The sequence below is a fragment of the Sphingomonas profundi genome (genome assembly GCF_009739515.1).
In the GTDB taxonomy this organism is placed as follows: Bacteria; Pseudomonadota; Alphaproteobacteria; order Sphingomonadales; family Sphingomonadaceae; genus Alterirhizorhabdus; species Alterirhizorhabdus profundi.
The window spans coordinates 3565920-3584364 of sequence record NZ_CP046535.1; the positions used below are offsets into that span (position 1 = coordinate 3565920).

The 18445-nt window shown below is 70.3% G+C and carries 21 protein-coding genes; 17 read left to right on the forward strand and 4 right to left on the reverse strand.

The window, feature by feature from the left end:
- Window positions 1–37: 37 nt before the first annotated feature.
- The 3 genes from rho to hemE form a co-directional block, all read right to left on the reverse strand.
- Window positions 38–1294 carry a transcription termination factor Rho gene (gene rho / locus GNT64_RS16980; protein WP_156680589.1) on the reverse strand — a complete coding sequence of 419 codons (1257 nt, stop codon included), beginning with the start codon at window positions 1292–1294 and terminating at the stop codon, window positions 38–40.
- A gap of 161 nt (window positions 1295–1455) precedes the next feature.
- Window positions 1456–1923 (reverse strand): CopD family protein, encoded by a 468-nt coding sequence (locus tag GNT64_RS16985; protein ID WP_156680590.1) that lies wholly within the window; start codon window positions 1921–1923, stop codon window positions 1456–1458.
- A 7-nt stretch (window positions 1924–1930) separates the two neighbouring features.
- A complete protein-coding gene (hemE, locus tag GNT64_RS16990) occupies window positions 1931–2962 on the reverse strand; it encodes a uroporphyrinogen decarboxylase (protein WP_231639573.1) in 1032 nt (343 codons plus the stop codon).
- A 472-nt stretch (window positions 2963–3434) separates the two neighbouring features.
- Between hemE and GNT64_RS16995 the strand changes: the two genes are divergently transcribed.
- The 10 genes from GNT64_RS16995 (at window position 3435) to GNT64_RS17040 (ending at window position 9794) form a co-directional block, all read left to right on the forward strand.
- Window positions 3435–4289 (forward strand): pyruvate, water dikinase regulatory protein, encoded by an 855-nt coding sequence (locus GNT64_RS16995; protein WP_156681719.1) that lies wholly within the window; start codon window positions 3435–3437, stop codon window positions 4287–4289.
- Complete coding sequence (locus GNT64_RS17000) at window positions 4286–4882, forward strand: Maf family protein (RefSeq protein ID WP_156680592.1); 597 nt, start codon at window positions 4286–4288, stop codon at window positions 4880–4882. Before GNT64_RS16995 ends, GNT64_RS17000 begins: the two co-directional genes overlap by 4 nt.
- 196 nt (window positions 4883–5078) lie before the next feature.
- Window positions 5079–5927 carry a shikimate dehydrogenase gene (aroE, locus tag GNT64_RS17005; RefSeq protein WP_156680593.1) on the forward strand — a complete coding sequence of 283 codons (849 nt, stop codon included), beginning with the start codon at window positions 5079–5081 and terminating at the stop codon, window positions 5925–5927.
- 13 nt (window positions 5928–5940) lie between these two features.
- Window positions 5941–6549 (forward strand): dephospho-CoA kinase, encoded by a 609-nt coding sequence (coaE, locus tag GNT64_RS17010; RefSeq protein ID WP_156680594.1) that lies wholly within the window; start codon window positions 5941–5943, stop codon window positions 6547–6549.
- Complete coding sequence (gene dnaQ / locus GNT64_RS17015) at window positions 6542–7255, forward strand: DNA polymerase III subunit epsilon (protein ID WP_156680595.1); 714 nt, start codon at window positions 6542–6544, stop codon at window positions 7253–7255. The genes coaE and dnaQ overlap by 8 nt, the downstream gene beginning before the upstream one ends.
- A gap of 82 nt (window positions 7256–7337) precedes the next feature.
- Window positions 7338–7904 (forward strand): ribosome hibernation-promoting factor, HPF/YfiA family, encoded by a 567-nt coding sequence (gene hpf / locus GNT64_RS17020; protein ID WP_156680596.1) that lies wholly within the window; start codon window positions 7338–7340, stop codon window positions 7902–7904.
- Between the two features lie 11 nt (window positions 7905–7915).
- Entirely contained in the window at window positions 7916–8425 is a 510-nt protein-coding gene (locus tag GNT64_RS17025) for a PTS sugar transporter subunit IIA (RefSeq protein ID WP_156680597.1), read from the forward strand.
- Between the two features lie 17 nt (window positions 8426–8442).
- Complete coding sequence (locus GNT64_RS17030; protein ID WP_156680598.1) at window positions 8443–8928, forward strand: PaaI family thioesterase; 486 nt, start codon at window positions 8443–8445, stop codon at window positions 8926–8928.
- Entirely contained in the window at window positions 8925–9263 is a 339-nt protein-coding gene (locus tag GNT64_RS17035; protein ID WP_156680599.1) for a DUF1491 family protein, read from the forward strand. The genes GNT64_RS17030 and GNT64_RS17035 overlap by 4 nt, the downstream gene beginning before the upstream one ends.
- A gap of 42 nt (window positions 9264–9305) precedes the next feature.
- The gene (locus tag GNT64_RS17040) at window positions 9306–9794 is read left to right on the forward strand and encodes an MmcB family DNA repair protein (protein WP_156680600.1); all 489 of its coding nucleotides are present in this window, start codon (window positions 9306–9308) and stop codon (window positions 9792–9794) included.
- 7 nt (window positions 9795–9801) lie between these two features.
- Here GNT64_RS17040 and GNT64_RS17045 read toward each other — a convergent pair whose 3' ends face one another.
- Window positions 9802–10374, reverse strand: coding sequence for an ankyrin repeat domain-containing protein (locus GNT64_RS17045; RefSeq protein ID WP_231639067.1), 573 nt, complete (start codon window positions 10372–10374; stop codon window positions 9802–9804).
- Window positions 10375–10477: 103 nt separating this feature from the next.
- Here GNT64_RS17045 and GNT64_RS17050 point away from each other — a divergent pair, with 103 nt between their 5' ends.
- The 7 genes from GNT64_RS17050 (at window position 10478) to GNT64_RS17080 (ending at window position 18440) form a co-directional block, all read left to right on the forward strand.
- Window positions 10478–11074, forward strand: a complete 597-nt coding sequence (locus tag GNT64_RS17050) for an SCO family protein (RefSeq protein WP_231639068.1) — start codon at window positions 10478–10480, stop codon at window positions 11072–11074.
- Window positions 11071–11517, forward strand: coding sequence for a YcgN family cysteine cluster protein (locus GNT64_RS17055; protein WP_422396601.1), 447 nt, complete (start codon window positions 11071–11073; stop codon window positions 11515–11517). The genes GNT64_RS17050 and GNT64_RS17055 overlap by 4 nt, the downstream gene beginning before the upstream one ends.
- Window positions 11498–12226, forward strand: coding sequence for a M48 family metallopeptidase (locus GNT64_RS17060; RefSeq protein WP_231639069.1), 729 nt, complete (start codon window positions 11498–11500; stop codon window positions 12224–12226). The genes GNT64_RS17055 and GNT64_RS17060 overlap by 20 nt, the downstream gene beginning before the upstream one ends.
- 105 nt (window positions 12227–12331) lie before the next feature.
- The gene (locus GNT64_RS17065) at window positions 12332–14017 is read left to right on the forward strand and encodes a thiamine pyrophosphate-binding protein (protein ID WP_156680605.1); all 1686 of its coding nucleotides are present in this window, start codon (window positions 12332–12334) and stop codon (window positions 14015–14017) included.
- A gap of 84 nt (window positions 14018–14101) precedes the next feature.
- Window positions 14102–16477: a DNA translocase FtsK gene (locus tag GNT64_RS17070; RefSeq protein ID WP_422396602.1), complete on the forward strand. Its 2376-nt coding sequence runs from the start codon at window positions 14102–14104 to the stop codon at window positions 16475–16477.
- Window positions 16478–16571: 94 nt separating this feature from the next.
- A complete protein-coding gene (locus GNT64_RS17075) occupies window positions 16572–17171 on the forward strand; it encodes a LolA family protein (RefSeq protein ID WP_156681721.1) in 600 nt (199 codons plus the stop codon).
- A gap of 486 nt (window positions 17172–17657) precedes the next feature.
- On the forward strand, window positions 17658–18440 hold the full coding sequence (locus GNT64_RS17080; RefSeq protein WP_156680606.1) for an exodeoxyribonuclease III: 783 nt from the start codon (window positions 17658–17660) through the stop codon (window positions 18438–18440).
- Window positions 18441–18445: the final 5 nt, after the last annotated feature.

Here is an 18445-nt window from a genome sequence, read left to right on the forward strand (position 1 = left end):
GCGAGTCCCGCGGCAACATGCCACGGGCCGCACACAGCTACTGGTTCATCGAGTCGAAGAAGTCCTCGTTCGTCTTCGAATCCTTCATCTTGTCGAGTAGGAACTCCATCGCGTCGATGGTGCCCATCTGCATCAGGATACGGCGCAGCACCCACATCTTGCTGAGCTTGCCCTTGTCGACCAGCAGCTCCTCCTTGCGCGTGCCGCTCTTGCCGACGTCCATCGCCGGGAAGATGCGCTTGTCCGCCACCTTGCGGTCGAGCACGATCTCGGAATTGCCGGTGCCCTTGAATTCCTCGAAGATCACCTCGTCCATGCGGCTGCCGGTGTCGATCAGTGCCGTCGCGATGATGGAGAGCGACCCGCCCTCCTCGATGTTGCGGGCGGCGCCGAAGAAGCGCTTCGGCCGCTGCAGGGCGTTGGCGTCGACGCCGCCGGTCAGCACCTTGCCCGATGACGGCACGACCGTGTTGTAGGCGCGGCCCAGGCGCGTGATGCTGTCCAGCAGGATCACCACGTCCTTCTTGTGCTCGACGAGGCGCTTGGCCTTCTCGATCACCATCTCGGCCACCTGCACGTGACGCTGCGCCGGCTCGTCGAAGGTGGAGGAGATCACCTCGCCCTTCACCGATCGCTGCATGTCGGTGACTTCCTCGGGCCGCTCGTCGATCAGCAGCACGATCAGGAACACCTCAGGGTGATTGTCGGTGATCGCGCGCGCCATGTTCTGCAGCAGCACCGTTTTGCCGACGCGCGGCGGCGCCACGATCAGAGCGCGCTGGCCCTTGCCCTGTGGCGCCACGATATCGATCACGCGGGCCGACTTGTCCTTCACGGTGGGGTCGTGCGGATCGAGCGTCAGCTTGCTCTCGGGATAGAGCGGCGTGAGATTGTCGAAGTTGACCCGGTGGCGCACCACCTCGGGATCGTCGAAATTCACCGAGATCAGCCGGGTCAGCGCGAAATAACGCTCGCCATCCTTCGGTCCGCGGATCTCTCCTTCCACCGTGTCGCCGGTGCGCAGGCCGAACTTCCGCACCTGGTTGGGGCTGATGTAGATGTCGTCCGGCCCGGCGAGATAATTGGCTTCCGGGCTGCGCAGGAAGCCGAAGCCGTCAGGCAGCACCTCGATCGTGCCGAGGCCCAGGATCTGCTCGCCATTGTCGGCCTCCTGCTTCAGGATGGCGAACAGCAGATCCTGCTTGCGCAGCGTGGAAGCGCCCTCGACGCCCAGCTCCTCGGCCATGCTGACCAGTTCGGCCGGCTTCTTCTTCTTGAGGTCTTTCAGATGCATGGAAGATTCCTGGGGAAATGCGGGCTTCGATCGGGCGTGGGGAACGCTGGAGCCGGAATACGGCGCCCTGCACGAATGGCGGGCGCCTGCCGCGCGGCGTAGGCAGGCGGCAGGATCAAGTCAAGCCGGGATGGGAAAGTGGTGCCCGGCCAGCGAGAATCTCAGAACGGCCGCACGATCACTAGAATCACGATCACCGCCGTGGCGATGCCGGGCACCTCGTTCATCAGCCGCAGCGCCGTATCCTTGGCCGGGCGATAGCCGCGCGCCATCTTCCTGCCATAGCCCACCGCCCAGCCATGATAGCCGGAGAGCGCCAGGACGATCGCCAGCTTGGCGTGCAGCCATCCTTGCGAGAGGATGTCGCTGCCGTTCGCCTGGTTGATCCAGATCAGCGCCAGCCCCAGCACCCACACCGCGATCATCGCCGGCGTCAGGATGATCGATCGCAGCCGCCGCTCGCGCTCGATCCACAGCCGGTCCTCGGCGGATCCGGGCGCTACGGGCTGGTGGTAGATGTAGAAGCGCGGCAGCATGAACAGCCCGGCGATCCAGAAGATCACGAAGATCAGGTGGGCGGCCTTCACCCAGAGATAGCTCGTCACCAGCATCCACTCCAGCGTGTCCATGCGGCCCTCAGGATCGCACCAGGTCCAGCAGCCGCTCGACATGCGCGATCGACGCGTCGGGCAGGATGCCGTGGCCCAGGTTGAAGACGTGCGGCCGCGCCGGGAAGGCCCAGCGGATCGCCGCCACCGCCTCCTCCAGCGCCCGCCCGCCAGCGATCAGCGCCAGCGGATCGAGATTGCCCTGCACCGGCAAATGCTGCGGCAGCACGCGATCCGCCCAGTCGGGATCGACCGTCTCGTCCAGGCCGATCGCGCTCACCCGCGTCTCGGCGGCATAGGCCGGCAGCTTGGCGCCGGCGCCCTTCGGAAAGCCGATGATCGGCGTGTCCGGATGCAGCGCCCGCAGCCGCTCGACAATGCGGGCGGTGGGCGCGATCACCCACCGCTCGAACTCGCGCGGGGCGAGGCTGCCGGACCAGCTGTCGAACAGCTGCACCGCATCCACGCCGGCATCGATCTGGCCGGAGAGATAATCCACCGTCGCATCCGCGATCGCATCGATGATCGCGCCGAAGCCGGCCGGATCGCGATAGGCATAGCGGCGCGCCTCCGCCTGCTCCTTCGATCCCTGCCCCGCCACCATATAGGTCGCCACGGTCCAGGGAGAGCCCGCGAAGCCCAGAAAGGTCGTCTGCGGGGGCAGGGCGGCGGCGACCCGCCTGACCGTCTCGTAGACCGGCTCCAGCCGCCCCGGCACCGCCTTCAGCGCGGCGAGGCTGGTATCGACCAGCGGCGGCGCCAGACGCGGCCCCTCGCCCGCCTCGAACGTCAGCTCCTGCCCCAGCGCATGCGGGATGACGAGGATGTCGGAGAACAGGATCGCCCCGTCGAAGCCGAAGCGGCGGATCGGTTGCAGCGTCACCTCCGCGGCGGCGGCGCTGTCGTGCACCAGCTCCAGGAAGCCGCCCTTCTCCGCCCGCAGCGCGCGATACTCCGGCAGATAGCGCCCGGCCTGGCGCATCAGCCACACCGGCGGCGGATCGCGCCGTTCGCCGCGCAGCACCGCGAGCAGGGGGCGATCGACCGTTCCGCGCGTCAGGCCCGGCTTCGTCGCGACGCTCGCATCGTGCACCATATCATTCCTTAAGAGAGATTCTTAGAATCTGTAGAGGCTAGTAGGGGGCCGGCGAAGCGGGGTTTATTCGCCCCGCCGGAACTTGCCAACAGCTTGACTCCCCACACCATGCGGCCCGCCCCGGAGTCGCACAGGCCGCCCCCATTATCCACAGGCTGGGGACAATGCGCGGAGCCTGTGGAAAGCTCCGCCGGCCAAACCGGGCCAGCGGGGACGAAACCGCCGCTTGTGCCGGCACGGCGGATTCCGCTAGCCCCGTCCCCATGCTTGTCCACAGGAACATTCGCGGGATTTCGGGAACCGCAACGGCCTCTGTCATCTGCGTGCAGGCAGCCGTGCCTAAGGCGGCGCCATGGACCACAGCCCCTATTTCGCGTCGCGCGGCTTCCGCGCCGCCGAGATCGACGGCGGATGCGCGATCGGCGGCGCCGCGCGCATGATCCGCCTGCACCTGCACCTCATGTCCGATTCCACCGGCGAGACGCTGGAGAATATCGCCAAGGCCGGCCTCGCCCAGTTCGACGGGGTGGAGACGATCAAGCATTTCTGGCCGATGGTCCGCTCCGAAGGCCATCTCGACCGGGTGATGCTGGAGATCGCCGCCCGCCCCGGCCTCGTCATCTACACGCTCGTCAATTCGGAGGTGCGGCGGCGGCTGGAGACGCGTTGCCATGCGCTGGGCCTGCCCTCGGTCTCGGCGCTCGATCCGGTGATCGATGCGCTGTCCTCGGTGCTGGGGCAGGTGGCCAAGGCGCGGCCGGGGCGCCAGCACATGCTGAACGCGGCCTATTTCGCGCGGGTGGAGGCGATCCAGTACACGATCGCGCATGACGACGGCATCGCGGCGGAGGATTGGGAGGAGGCGGACATCATGCTCGCCGGCGTCTCGCGATCGTCCAAGACGCCGACGTCGATCTACCTCGCCAATCGCGGCTACAAGGTGGCGAACATTCCGCTGGTGGTGGAATCGCCGCCGCCGCCGTCGCTGTACGGCCTGCGCCATCCGCTGGTCGTCGGCCTCACCACCAGCCCGGACCGGCTGATCCAGATCCGCCGCAACCGCCTGCTCTCGCTCGCCCAGAGCCCGGAGACGGCCTATGTCGATCAGGAGGCGGTGGCGGCCGAACTGTCGTTCGCGCGGCGCATCTTCTCCGACAATGGCTGGCCGGTGATCGACGTGACGCGCCGCTCGATCGAGGAGACGGCGGCGGCGATCATCAACCTCGTCAACGAACGGCGCAGCGCGCAGGAGAAGGACGCCGGCGACACGGAGGCGGGCGGCGCCGCATGAGGCTGATTCTCGCCTCGCAATCCGCCGCGCGCCGGGCGATGCTCTCGGTCGCCGGCGTGCCGCACGAGGCGATGGCCGCCGGCGTGGACGAGGAAGCCGCCAAGCAGGCGCTGAAGGCGGACGGTCTCGACGCGCGCGCGCTCGCCGATGCGCTGGCGGAGCTGAAGGCGACCAAGCTCTCGCGCCGCCACCCGGCCGATCTGGTGCTCGGCTGCGATTCCACCGTCGTCACCGCCACGGGCGCGCTGCTGGACAAGGCGGGCAGCCGCGATGAGGCAGAGGCGCAGCTGCGCGACCTGCGCGGCACCACTCACCGCCTGGCGAGCGCCGCCGTGATCTGCGAGGGCGGCGTGCCGGTGTGGCGCCACGTGGACGTGGCGAAGCTGACGATGCGGCCCTTCTCCGACGCATTCCTTGCCGCTTACCTCGATGCGGAGTGGCCGGCGATCGGTGGTTGCGTCGGCGGCTATCGGCTGGAAGGCCTGGGGGCGCAGCTGTTCGCGCGGATCGATGGCAGCCACTTCACCATTCTCGGCCTGCCGCTGCTGGCGCTGCTCGACTATTGCCGCGTGCGCGGGGTGATGGCGGCATGACACCGCGCTCGGTCCGCCCGGCGGGAACCGCCTGTCTGATGCGCGCAGAGACGCGGAGGCGCGGAGATGTGTCGGGTGCGGCAACACCGCATCAATTTCACGGAGAGATACGGGTGCCTGCGGCACGGCACGCGGCCTCTGCGCCTCCGCGTCTCTGCGCGCATGAGAAAGCATCTCGTCGGCCGGAACGGCGACCGTGATCCCCTATGCGGAGGTGATCGGCGATCCGATCGCACATTCCAAGTCGCCGCTGATCCACGGCTTCTGGCTCGACCAGCTGGGGATCGAGGGCGCGTATCGCCGGGCACATGTCCGCGCCGCCGACCTGCACGATTATTTCGCCGCACGCCGGGCGGATCCGCTGTGGCGCGGCTGCAACGTGACGGTGCCGCACAAGCAGGCGGTGCTGGCGCACTGCGACTGGATCGATCCGAACGCCGCGACGATCGGCGCGGTGAACACGATCGTGCCGGAGAATGGCGTGCTCGCCGGCTACAATACCGACGGCATCGGCTTCCTCGAACCGCTGCGGCCGCTGCTGCTGCGCCCGCATCTGTTCCGCATGGCCCGCATCCTGGGCGCGGGCGGCGCGGCCCGGGCGATCGCCCACGCGCTGGCGGGCGAGGGGTTCGAGCCCGTCATTCTCGCCCGCACGGCGGAGAAGGCGCGCGCCTTCCTCGACAGCCTCGGCATTTCGGGTGGCCACGCGGCGGCGCTGGAAATGTTCGCCGCGCCGACCGACTTCGCCTTCGACGATCGCGCCGGCCTGCTCGATCTGGTGGTGAACACCACGCCGCTTGGCATGGCCGGCCAGCCGCCGCTGCACCTCGATTTCAGCCATGTGCCGCCCGGATCGGTGGTCTACGACATCGTCTACGCGCCGCTTGAAACGCCGCTGCTGGCGGAGGCGCGGGCGCGGGGCCTGCGCACGATCGACGGGCTGGAGATGCTGATCGGCCAGGCCGCCGCCGCCTTCGCCCGCTTCTTTGGCGCCGCCGCCCCGCGCGAGCATGATGCGGCGCTGCGCGTGCGGCTGGTCGCCTGATCGTGCCCGTGCGATGATGATCCTCGGCCTGACGGGCTCGATCGGCATGGGCAAGTCCACCGTCGCCGCCATGTTCCGGGCAGCCGGCGTGCCGGTGTTCGATGCCGATGCGGAGGTGCATCGCCTGCAGGGGCCAGGCGGACGCCTGCTCGCCGCGATCGAGGCGCTGCATCCCGGCACCACCGGCCCCGGCGGGGTCGACCGCGTGGCGCTGGGCCGCGCCGTGTTCGGCGACGCGGCGGCGCTCGGCCGGCTCGAACGATTGATCCACCCGCAGGTGGCCGCCGGCCAGCGCGCCTTCCTGCGGCGGCATCGCGCCCGCCGGCTGGTGGTGCTGGATATCCCCCTGCTGTTCGAGAAAGGCGGCTGGCGCCGCGTGGATCGCATCGCCGTCGTCTCCGCCCCGGCGTGGATGCAGCGCCGCCGCGTGCTGGCCCGGCCGGGCATGACGCAGGCGCGCCTCGCCCGCATCCTCGCCCTCCAGACGCCCGACGCGGAGAAGCGCCGTCGCGCCGATTTCGTAATCCCGACGGGGCGCGGCATGGCGACGACGCGCGCCCGGGTGCGCCACCTCGTCGCTTGCCTAAGCCGGACGCCGGGTCGATATGAGGGTGATGCGTGAGATAGTCTTCGATACCGAAACGACTGGCCTCAGCCCGCTGGACGGCCATCGACTGGTCGAGATCGGCTGTGTCGAGCTGGTCAACAAGGTGGAGACGGGCCGCACCTTCCACGGCTATTTCAACCCCGCGCGGCCCATGCCGCCGGAAGCGGAGGCGGTCCACGGCCTCTCCTCCCGCTTCCTCGCCGACAAGCCGGCCTTCTGCGATTCGGTGGGCGAGCTGATCGCCTTTCTCGGCGAGTGCAGCCTCGTCGCGCACAATGCCGCCTTTGATTTCGGCTTCCTCAACCACGAGCTCGGCCTCGCCGGCCACGGCGTGATCTGCATGACGCGGATGGTGGACACGCTGGCGATCGCCCGATCGCGCCACCCCGGCGCCAAGCACAGCCTCGATGCGCTCTGCACCCGCTACGGGATCGATCGCAGCCACCGGGTCAAGCATGGTGCGCTGCTGGATGCCCAGCTGCTCGCCCAGCTTTATGTCGAGCTGACCGGCGGGCGCCAGATCGGCCTCTCGCTGCGCGCCGAACCCCTTATGCCGAGCGTCGCCGCGTCCCATGCCGCCGCCGCAACGGCGGCACGCCCTGCCCTCATCATCCGCCCGCCGCGGCCGCACGCGGCATCGGCGGAGGAACTTAGCCGCCACTCGGCCTTTGTCTCATGTCTCGCAAACCCGCTTTGGGGGGAGGCTTCGACGCCCGGTTGACCGGGCACATACCCGGGCCTAAGGCCGCCCCGCCCGTCAGGCGGGTGCGGCGGAACATCGTTTCGTTACGCAGGAGAAGCCCATGGAAATCCGTGTCTCTGGTCATCACGTCGATACCGGCGATGCCCTTCGACAGCATGTCGACGAACGGATGCAGGCGCTGGCGGAGAAGTTCTTTTCGCGCAGCATCTCCGCCCACGTCACCTTCAGCCCCGGCCCGCACGCCAGTTTCGTGTGCGATATCGTGGCCCACGTGATGCAGGGCGTGATCCTGAAGGGCAGCGGCCAGGCGAACGAGGCGCACCCCGCCTTCGATCGGGCGGCGGACCGGATCGAGACGCAGCTGCGCCGCTACATGCGCCGCCTAAAGGATCGCCACGCCGGCAACGGCGTCGTCGAGATCGAGGCGGACGCCGGCTACACCGTGTTCGATGCGCCGCCCGAGGACGAGGCGGAGGACAATCCCGTCATCATCGCCGAGACGCGGGTCGACGTGCCGGAGGCCAGCGTGTCCGATGCGGTGATGATGCTCGATCTGCGCAACACCGGAGCGCTGTTGTTCCGCAACAGCGGCACCGGCGCCTATAACATGGTCTACCGCCGCAACGACGGGACGATCGGCTGGGTCGAACCCCAGCGCGCCGCCTGAGGACAGCCACCGTGGAAGACGACGCCGCCCAAGCCGAGCCGGTCAGCCGCTCGCTCGACGATCTGAGCGACCTGCTGGCGCCGGCGGCGATCGTCTCCGCGCTGGCGGTGCCGAACAAGAAGGCGCTGTTCCAGCAGCTCGCCGCCATCGCCGCCAAGGCTGTGCCGCTGGATCCGAAGCTGGTGGTGGAGCGGCTCGCCGATCGCGAGCGGCTGGGCTCGACCGGCTTCGGCGGCGGCGTCGCCATTCCGCACGGCAAGATCGACGGGCTGGAGCGGGTGATCGGCGTGTTCGCCCGGCTGGCCACGCCGATCGACTTCAACGCCATCGACGACATGCCGGTCGATCTCGTCTTCCTCCTGCTATCGCCGCCCGATGCCGGCGTGGAGCATCTGAAGGCGCTGGCGCGCGTCAGCCGGCGGATGCGCGATCGGGCGTTCGTCGCCAAGCTGCGCGGCGCGGGCACCGAGGATGCGCTCTACGCCCTGTTCGCCAGCGGCGAATCGCGCAATGCCGCCTGACCGTGCGGCGCCCGACGGTGGCCGCTGACGCCGCCGAGCCGCCGTCCGGCGCGGAGGCGCATTTCCGGGCGCTCGAATCGCTCTATCGCGCGGCTCCGATCAATCTCTTTTTCCCATCCAGGCTGGAGATCGTCGAGGAGGGTGTGGCCCGCATCCGCTTCCGCGTGGACGCCGCGGTGCATCACGCGGCCGGCGCGGCGCACGGCACGACCTACTTCAAGATGCTCGACGATGCCGCCTTCTATGCGGCGAACAGCCTCGTCTCCGATCGCTTCCTGCTCACCACCGCCTTCAACCTGCTGCTCACCCGCCCGCTGAAATCCGGCGAGGTGGTGGCCGAAGGCCGCTGGATCAGCGGCCGCCGCCGCGTGCTGGTGGCGGACGCGCGCCTGCTGGACGAGGCGGGGGAGGAGGTGGCGCGCGGCACCGGCACCTTCATGCGCAGTCGCATCCCGCTCGCCACCCTGCCCGGCTACGCCGCACCGCCCGGCGGCACGGCGTGACGCCGCGGCCCGCGTCGGGCCTGCTCGTCTCCGCGCTGGTGCGGGCGATCGAGGCGGCCGGCGGCGGCGCAATGGTGCTGGCGAAGGGCGATGCGACCTCGGGCGGCATCCTGCTCGCGCTCGCCGATCGCGGCCGAGCGACGGCGCTGGTCGAGCGCACGCTCGGCATGGACGACATCTACCGCTGGAGCGCGGCCGGCCCCGCCGACCTCGCCGATCCGCTCGCTTTCTCCGACTATCTGGCGCGGCGCCGGCAATCGGACCCGGATCTCTGGGCGGTCGAGCTCGATCATCCGCAGGCGCGCGACATCGCCGATCGGCTGATCGGCGCCTGATCGGCCGCTTTCCACTGTTCCCGGCCTGTTCTATGCAGGCGCATGGCCACCGCCCCCGAATCGCCCTGCTTCGACGATGCGCCGATGGTCGCGCGCGATGTGGCGCGCGGCGTCTGCCGGCTGTTCTTCCGCCAGGATCTGTTCGCCCTGTGCGAGGTGCCGCTGCCCAACGGCCGCCGCGCCGACCTGATGGCGATCGACGCGAAGGGCTGCCTGACGATCGTCGAGATCAAGGTCTCGCGCGCCGATCTGCGCGGCGATGCCAAGTGGCCCGACTATCTCGATTATTGCGATCGCTTCTTCTGGGCCGTGCCCGCCGGCTTCGATCTGTCGCCCTTTGCGGAGGAGGCGTTCCGGCCGGAGATCGCCGGCCTGCTGGTGGCCGACCGCTACGACGCCGCGACTCTGCGCGAGGCCGCCCACCGTCCGCTCGCCGGCGCCCGCCGCAAGGCGGAGACCTTGCGCTTCGCCCGCCGCGCCGCCCGCCGCCTGCTCGGCGACCTCGACCCCGGCCTGGCGGGGATGGACTGAGCGGAAGCTACAGCCTCGGCCCGGCCACCGGGCCCTTCGGCTTGGCCGGCTTCGTGTCGTCGATCAGCTTCAGGATGGCGGCGGAGCGGCGATCGCGCGCGGCATAGTCGCGCGCGCTGAGGCCGGCGACCCGATCGGTGAGCGCCGGGTTCGCGCCGGAGGCGAGCAGCAACCGCACCGTCGCCAGGTCGCGCGCCTGCACCGACAGGATCAGCGGCGTCTCGCCCTGGTTGTTCGTCGCGTTCACGCCGGCGCCGCGATCGATCAGCAGCGCGGCGCCCTCGCTGAAGCCGATCTGCGCGGCGAGGCCCAGCGGCGTGTTGCCCTGCGTGTCGCGCACGTCGGGCTTGGCCCCCTTGGCGAGCAGGAAAGCGAGCCACGTCGCGTCGCGCCGCTTCGTCACGATGTGCAGCGCCGCGTCGCCATCGTCGCCGCGCACGTTGACCAGGGTGGAGCCCGGCTGGTCGATTACCTCCGTCACCTTCGCGCCGTCGCGATCGCGCACCGCCTTGAGGAACTTGTAGCTGTCGGAAAACTGCGCCGTCGCCGGGCCGGCGGCCAATCCGATCGCCAGCATCATCGCCAAACCCAGCCTTGCCTGCCGCATATTCGTCCGCTTCCCTGCCCTTGCCCGGTCCGTGCCCTTGCCTGGCCGCGCATAGCCTAGCATGGCTGGCGGTGCCATGAACAAGCCCCGCCTGCCCGCCCTCCTCCTCGCCGCCCTCCTCGCATCCTGCGGGCTCGCCGGCTGCCAGCAGCGCGCGGCCGATCCGCCGCTGGCCGGCGCGCGCATCGGCGGGCCGTTCTCGCTGATCGATCAGGACGGCCGGGCCGTATCCGATCGCCAGTTCGCCGGGCGCTACCGGCTCGTCTACTTCGGCTACACCTTCTGTCCGGACGTCTGCCCGACAGACCTGCAGACGCTGATGAAGGGCCTGACCCGGTTCGAGGCGCAGGATGCCGCCCGCGCCGCCAGGGTGCAGCCGATCTTCGTCACCGTCGATCCGGAACGGGATACGCCGGCGGTGCTGAAGGCGTGGGTCGCCGCCTTCCACCCGCGCCTGATCGGCCTCACCGGCACGCCCGCGCAGATCGCCGCGGTGGCGAAGGAATATGCCGTCTACTACAAGAAGGTGGAAACCCCGGGCACCGCTTCCTACCTGATGGATCATGCGCGCCAAGCGGTGCTGTTCGGCCCGCAGGGCGAGCCGCTGGCGCTGATCCCGCAGGATGACGGGCCGGAGGCGGCCGCCGCCGAGCTGGCGAAATGGGTGAGATGACCGAAACGCCGCAGAGCCGCTTCTGGGAGACGACACCGCTCCACCGGATGACCCGTGCCGAGTGGGAGTCGCTGTGCGACGGCTGCGGCAAATGCTGCATCCACAAGCTGGAAGACGACGAGACCGGCGAGCTCTACCCCACCAACATCGCCTGCAAGCTGCTCGATCGCCGCACCGGCCAGTGCAGCGACTATCGCCGGCGCCACGCCTTCGTGCCCGAGTGCGTGCGGCTGACGCCGGCCAAGCTGCGCCAGCTGGAATGGCTGCCCACCACCTGCGCCTACCGCCTGATCGACGAGGGCCGGCCCCTGCCCGATTGGCACCATCTGGTGAGCGGCGATCGTGAGGCGGTGCACCGTGCCGGTGAGTCGGTGCGCGGCTGGACGGTGTCCGAGGAGGATGTCGGCGACTTCGAGAACCATATTGTCGATAGGATCCTCTGAGCCGCGCACGCCGGCCTTCTCCGGCGGCGGCCTTACGCGCGCGCTCACCGTGGTGCGGCGGCCGCAGGCGCGGCGGATGCGCCTCTCGGTCGATCCGCGCGACGGCACGGTGCGGCTCACCTTGCCGCAGCGCGCGGCGCTGAAGCCGGCGCTGGCTTGGGTGGAGGGCAAGCGCGGCTGGATCGAGGCGACGCTCGCCACCCTGCCCGCGCCGCACGCGATCGTGCCCGGCGGCACCATCCCGTTCGAGGGCGGCCTGCTGCGCATCCTGTGGCGCGAGGGCGGTTCGCGGATCGTGCGGCGGGAGGCCGAGGCGCTGGTGCTCGGCGGCCCGGCCGAGTCGCTGGCGCCGCGCGTGCTGCGCTGGCTGAGGCGGGAGGCGCTGGCGCGGCTGGAGGCGGAAACCCGCGCCTTCGGCCTGCGCGCCGGCGTGTCCATCGGCCGCGTCGCGGTCGGCGATCCGCGTGCGCGCTGGGGCAGCTGCTCGTCCGCCGGCGACATCCGCTACAGCTGGCGCCTGATCCTCGCGCCGGTCGCGGTGCGCGAGGCGACCGTGGCGCATGAGGTGGCGCATCGCCTGCACATGGACCACAGCCCGGCCTTCCACGCGGCGGTGGCGGCGCTGCTCGGCCGCGATCCGGCGGCGGAGCGCGTGTGGCTGCGCCGCCATGGCGCCGCGCTCTACTGGATCGGGCGCCAGGAGGCCTAAGCGCGGGACCTTGCGCGCGTCACTGCCCGGTGCCGCCCCGCACGGAACGCGGCTCCGGCCTCGACGGTTTGAACCGCCGTTCCACCCGCAGCACGAGACCTCATCATGGCCCGCACCGTCGCCGACGCCCTCGTCGCCACCCTCGCCGATCTCGGCGTCCGCCAGATCTTCGGCGTCGTCGGCGATGCGCTGAACCCGCTTACCGACGCGATCCGCCGGCAGGATGCCATCGAGTGGGTCGGCGTGCGGCACGAGGAGGGCGCGGCGCTGGCGGCGGCCGGCCAGGCGAAGCTCACCGGCAAGCTCGGCGTGTGCTGCGGCACCACGGGGCCTGGTGGCAACCACCTCGTCGCCGGGCTGTACGAGGCGCGCAAGGATCATGCGCCCGTGCTCGCGATTTCGGGCGGCGTGCCGGCCGAACAGCGGGGCACCGACTATCTGCAGGAGGATACGCCCGACCTGCTGTTCCGCGACGTCGCCGTCTACACGCAGACGGTGGTGGCGGCGGAGCAGGCCGCGCCGGTGTTCCGCCAGGCGATCGCCGAAGCCTATGGCAAGCGCGGCGTCGCCCACCTGAACCTGCCGCCGGAGGTGCTCGCCGCCAAGATGCCGGAGGATGTGGCGAGCATGCCCACCCTGCGCCCGCGCCCGCCGGTGCTGCCGGACCGCGCCGACATCGCCGCGATCGCCCAGGCGATCGATCAGGCCGGCAGCGTCGCGATCTTCGCCGGCGAGGGATGCCGCCACGCCATCAGCGAGGCGATCGCGCTGGCGAACAAGATCCAGGCGCCGATCGCCCACACCTTCCGCGCCAAGGATCTGGCGGCCTACGATCATCCGCGCTGGATCGGCGGCGTGGGCCTGATCGGCGGCGCGCCGGGCGTGGATGCGCTGCGCGACGCCGATCTCGTGCTGATGCTGGGATCGGACTATCCCTATGCCGAGTTCCTGCCGCAGGACGGCAAGGTGATCCAGATCGACGAGCGCGCCTTCGTGCTCGGCCGGCGGGCGGCGGCGAAGCTGGGCGTGGTCGGCTCGGTCGGCCCGGCGCTGGAGGCGCTGATCCCGCTGGTGCAGCAGAAGACCGACACCGCCTTCTTCGACAAGGTGACGAAGGCGCGGCACGACTGGGATGCCATGCTGGACAAGCGGGCCGATCCCGCGCGCAGCGCCGACCTGATCCACCCGCCGGCGCTCGGCCGGATGCTGGGCGACATGGCCGCGCGCGACGCGATCTTCGTGATCGATACCGGGGAAGTCACCCTGTGGTCGGCCAACTGGCTGCGGCAGACCGGCCAGCAGCGCATCCTCGCCTCGTTCAACAACGCGGCGGTCGGCACCGCGCTGGGCCAGGCGAACGGCGTGTCGGCGCTGGACAAGCGGCGGCAGGTGATCGCGGCCTGCGGCGACGGCGGCTTCACCATGCTGCTCGGCGAGTTCATGACGGCGGTGGAGCACAAGCTGCCGGTGAAGGTGGTCGTCTACAACAACAGCGGCTGGGGGCTGGTGCATCTGGAGATGGAGGAGGCAGGCATGCCGGCCGCCGCCGGCACGAAATTCCCCAACCTCGATTTCGCCGCCTTCGCCCGCGCCTGCGGCGTGGAGGGCTTCACCGCCCGCCGGCCGGACGAGCTTGCCGGCGCCATCGCCGGCCTGCTCGCCAGCCCCGGCCCCGCGATCCTCGATGTGTTCGTCGATCCCGCGGAGCTGCCGACGATGCCGCACATCACACCGGCCAAGGCGGTGAAGTTCGGCATCGGCAAGCTGAAGGAGCTGGTGCTGGGCGCGTGAGCCGGCCGCCCGCTTGACCCTCCTTTGCGGCAGCGGCATTGTCGCCGCGCGGAACATTCCGCGAATGGTGCCGGGGGACGGGGCATGGCGGTGCATGACGTGGCGATGGGGCGGCCTGCCGCGCGGGAGCCGCTAACGCGGCCGCGCGCCGCTGCCGCAGTGCGCAAGGCGGCCGTGCGCAGCGGCGCGCTGGCTGGCGGCGCGGCGCTGCTGGCGCTGGTCGCCGCACTCGCCCTCGCGCTCGCCAGCTATCGCACCACCGATCCCTCGCTGAACACCGCCGCCGCCGGGCCGGCGCACAACCTGCTCGGCCTGCCGGGCGCCACCGCCGCCGATCTGCTGCTGAGCCTGCTCGGCCCGCCGGCCGCGCTGCTGCTGCCGCTGCTGCTGCTGATCGGCCTGCGGCTGTGGCGCGGCGCGCCGGCCGGCAACTGGCGGCGTTCGCTGGGCATCGCCGCCGTCGCCGTCATGCTGTTCGACGTCGCGCTGGCGCTGCTGCGCGGCGGATCGGTGGCGGGGCTGCCGGGCGGGTGGGGCGGCGGCATCGGCCTGGCCGGCGCCGGCGGGCTGGATGCGCTGATCGGTCTCGCGCCGGCGGCGCCCGTGCAGGCGGGCCTGCGCATCGCCGCGATCCTGCTGTTCGGACTCGGTGGCCTCGCGCTCGGCGCCTGGGGTCTCGGCCTAGATGCGGCGGAGCGCGGCTGGCTGCTCAAGCGCGATCGCTTCGCCCGCACGCCGCGGGTGACGATCGCGCCGGCCACCTTCCCGGCCGATCCCGCCACCCCGCCGGTGGTGCGCGAGAAGGCGGCCAGGCCGCTGCCGCGCCCGGTGGTGGAGCCGGAGGCGACCGCCGCCGAGCCGCCGACCATCCGCGAACCCGTCGCCCGCCCGGCGCAGGAACCGCGCAAGCGCGAGGCGCAGGCCAAGCTGGCGCTCGACACCTTTGCGCTGCCGCCGATCGAACTGCTGGCCGCGCCGCCGCCGAGCAACGGTACGGCGATCGACCGCGCCTCGCTGGAGCGCAACGCCCGCCTGCTGGAGACGGTGCTCGACGACTTCCACGTGAAGGGCCGCATCACCGAGATCCGGCCCGGCCCGGTGGTGACGATGTACGAGCTGGAGCCCGCGTCCGGCATCAAGGCCAGCCGCGTGATCAGCCTGGCGGACGATATCGCCCGCAACATGTCCGCCCTGTCCGCCCGCGTGGCGACGATCCCCGGCCGCAGCGTGATCGGCATCGAGCTGCCTAACCAGAAGCGCGAATCCGTGCTGCTGCGCGAGCTGGTGGACAGCGAGGGGTTCGAGACCTCGACCGGCCAGCTGCCGATCATCCTCGGCAAGAACATCGCCGGCGATCCCGTCATCACCGATCTGGCGCCGATGCCGCACCTGCTGATCGCCGGCACCACCGGATCGGGCAAGTCGGTCGGCCTCAACACCATGATCGTGTCCTTGCTCTACCGGCTGACGCCCGATCAGTGCCGCATGATCATGATCGATCCCAAGATGCTCGAACTCTCCGTCTACGACGGGATCCCGCATCTCCTCTCGCCCGTCGTCACCGAGCCGCCGAAGGCGATCCGCGCGCTGAAATGGGCGGTCGAGCAGATGGAGGACCGCTACCGCATGATGGCCTCGATCGGCGTGCGCGGCCTGGGCGGCTTCAACGATGCGGTGCGCGCCGCCAAGGCCAAGGGCAAGCCGATCACCCGCCGCGTGCAGACCGGCTATGACGGCGAGACCGGCCAGCCGATCTACGAGGAGGAGACGCTGGAGTTCGAGCCGCTGCCGCAGATCGTGGTGATCGTGGACGAGCTGGCCGACCTGATGATGACGGCGGGCAAGGAGGTGGAGTTCCTGATCCAGCGCCTGGCGCAGAAGGCGCGCGCCGCCGGCATCCACCTGATCATGGCGACGCAGCGCCCGTCGGTCGACGTCATCACCGGCGTGATCAAGGCCAACCTGCCGACGCGGATCAGCTTCGCCGTGACCAGCAAGATCGATTCGCGCACCATCCTGGGCGAGCAGGGGGCCGAGCAGCTGCTGGGTAAGGGCGACATGCTCTACATGCCCGGCGGCAAGCAGATCGCCCGCGTCCACGGGCCGTTCGTGTCGGACGACGAGGTGCGCGCCATCGCCGATCACTGGCGCGGGCAGGGCACGCCCGACTATATCTCCGCCGTCACCGAGGAGCCGCTGGAGGGCGGCTACGAGATAGAGGGCGCACCCACCGGCCCGGACGATCCCGAGACGCAGACCTATCGCCGCGCGGTGCAGCTGGTGGTGGAGAACCGCAAGGCATCGACCAGCTGGCTCCAGCGCCAGCTGCGCGTCGGCTACAACAGCGCCGCCCGCCTGATCGAGCGCATGGAGAAGGAGGGCATCATCTCCACCCCCGATCATGTCGGCCGCCGCGAGGTGCTGTTCGATCCGGCCGATCTGGCGGGCTTCTGGAGCTGATGGAGAGCCGGGCCGGGTTCAGCGGCAATTCAATCGCGGCCCTCTAGCGCCGCAAGCCCGACTTGCCGGAGACAGACCTTTGACCTTCCGCCCCATGCTGCTTGTCGCGGCACTCGCCATTCCTGCCGTCGTTTCCGCCCAGCCCGCACCTTCGCCGCTGGCGGACGTCTCGGCCCATCTGCGCGCCGTCGATACGATGACGGCGGCCTTCACCCAGACGGATCGTAACGGCAAGTCGCTCACCGGCACGCTCACGCTGAAGCGGCCGGGCCGTATCCGCTTCCAGTATCAGGCGGGGGTGCCCCTGCTGGTGGTGGGGGACGGCAAGGCGCTGTGGATGATCGATTATTCGGTGAAGCAGGTCTCGCGCTGGCCGATCGGCAATTCGCCGCTGGGCATCCTGCTCGATCCCTCGCGCGATCTCACCCGCTTCGCCCGCGCGCTGCCGACCACCGATCCGCGCGTGGTGCTGGTGGAGGCCAGGGATCCCAAACATCCGGAATATGGCACGATCACGATCGCCTTCGCCCGCGTGGCCGGCGCACCGGCGGGGCTGATGCTGCGCGGGTGGAGTGTGCTCGACGCGCAGGGCAACCGCTCGACGATCCAGCTCTCGGGCCAGCGCTTCAACGTGCCGGTGGAGGACCGCGCCTTCCGCTGGACCGATCCGCGCCAGCAGGGGCCGCGGAGATAATGCCGCGCAGGCCCGGCAGTCAGCGCATCAGCAGATAGAGCAGCGCGATCCACACGGTCGGCGTGACGAGCGCGACCATCGTCAGATGCGGGCAGAAACGGCTTTCTCGGGCGGGCGGCTGCACGTAACTCTCCTCGATTCGCCCGCTTGGCGCGGGGCTGATCTTCGATCCTGTCGTGGAGGCCGCCGGGGTGCGGGCGAAAGCCACCGCGTCGGCGTATCCTCCACGTCCGGCCGTGCATCGTGAGCGACGACCGTCACCCTGTCCAGCCCCATTCATGCGGGCGACAGGTTGGATCGCCTAGAAAGCCTCAAGCGGTCGCGGGGACCGCGCCGGGATTCCCCCCTGTTGCCCGGCTCGATCACCCCGCGTCCCGCCTCGCGTGACGAACGCCAGGTCGGCCCTCGCTCCATGCCCCCGGAGCGGGGGCCATTCCTTTTTCGAAGGTCTGGCCCCGGCGGCGACGCGTCGCTACATCGCCGGCCATGAAGATCGTCTCCTGGAACATCAACTCGGTACGCGCCCGCCTCGACATCGTCGAGCGGCTGCTGCGCGAGGAGCAGCCGGACATCCTGTGCCTGCAGGAAACCAAGGTGGTGGACGATATCTTCCCGGCCGAGATGTTTCAGCGGCTGGGCTACCTGCATCGCCTGCTGAACGGGCAGCGGATGCACCACGGCGTGGCCATCCTCAGCCGGCTGCCGCTGATCGAGGACCTGCGGCACGACTGGCAGGACAATGGCGAGGCGCGCCACATCGGCGCCCGCCTGCCGAACGGCATCCGGCTGGAGAATGTCTACGTGCCCGCCGGCGGCGACATACCGGATCGCACGCTGAACCCGAAGTTCGGCCAGAAGCTGGATTTCGTCGAGCGGATGACGCGCTGGTCGGAGGATCTGCGCGAGCCGACCCTGATCGTCGGCGACTTCAACATCGCGCCGCTGGAGTGCGACGTGTGGAGCCACCGCCAGCTGATCGACGTCGTCAGCCACACGCCGATCGAGGTGGAGGCGCTGGGCCGCCTGCAGGCGAGCCACGACTGGGTCGATCTCGGCCGCCGCTTCATCCCGGCGCCGCAGCGGAACTTCACGTGGTGGAGCTACCGATCGAAGGACTGGACGGCCAATGATCGCGGCCGTCGGCTCGATCACATGTGGGCCACCGCCGACGTCGCCGCCACGGCGACCGCGCACCGCGTGCTGGAGCCGTGCCGCAGCTGGCTGAAGCCGTCCGACCACGTGCCGCTGATCACCGAGTTCGCGCTGTGAGGCGG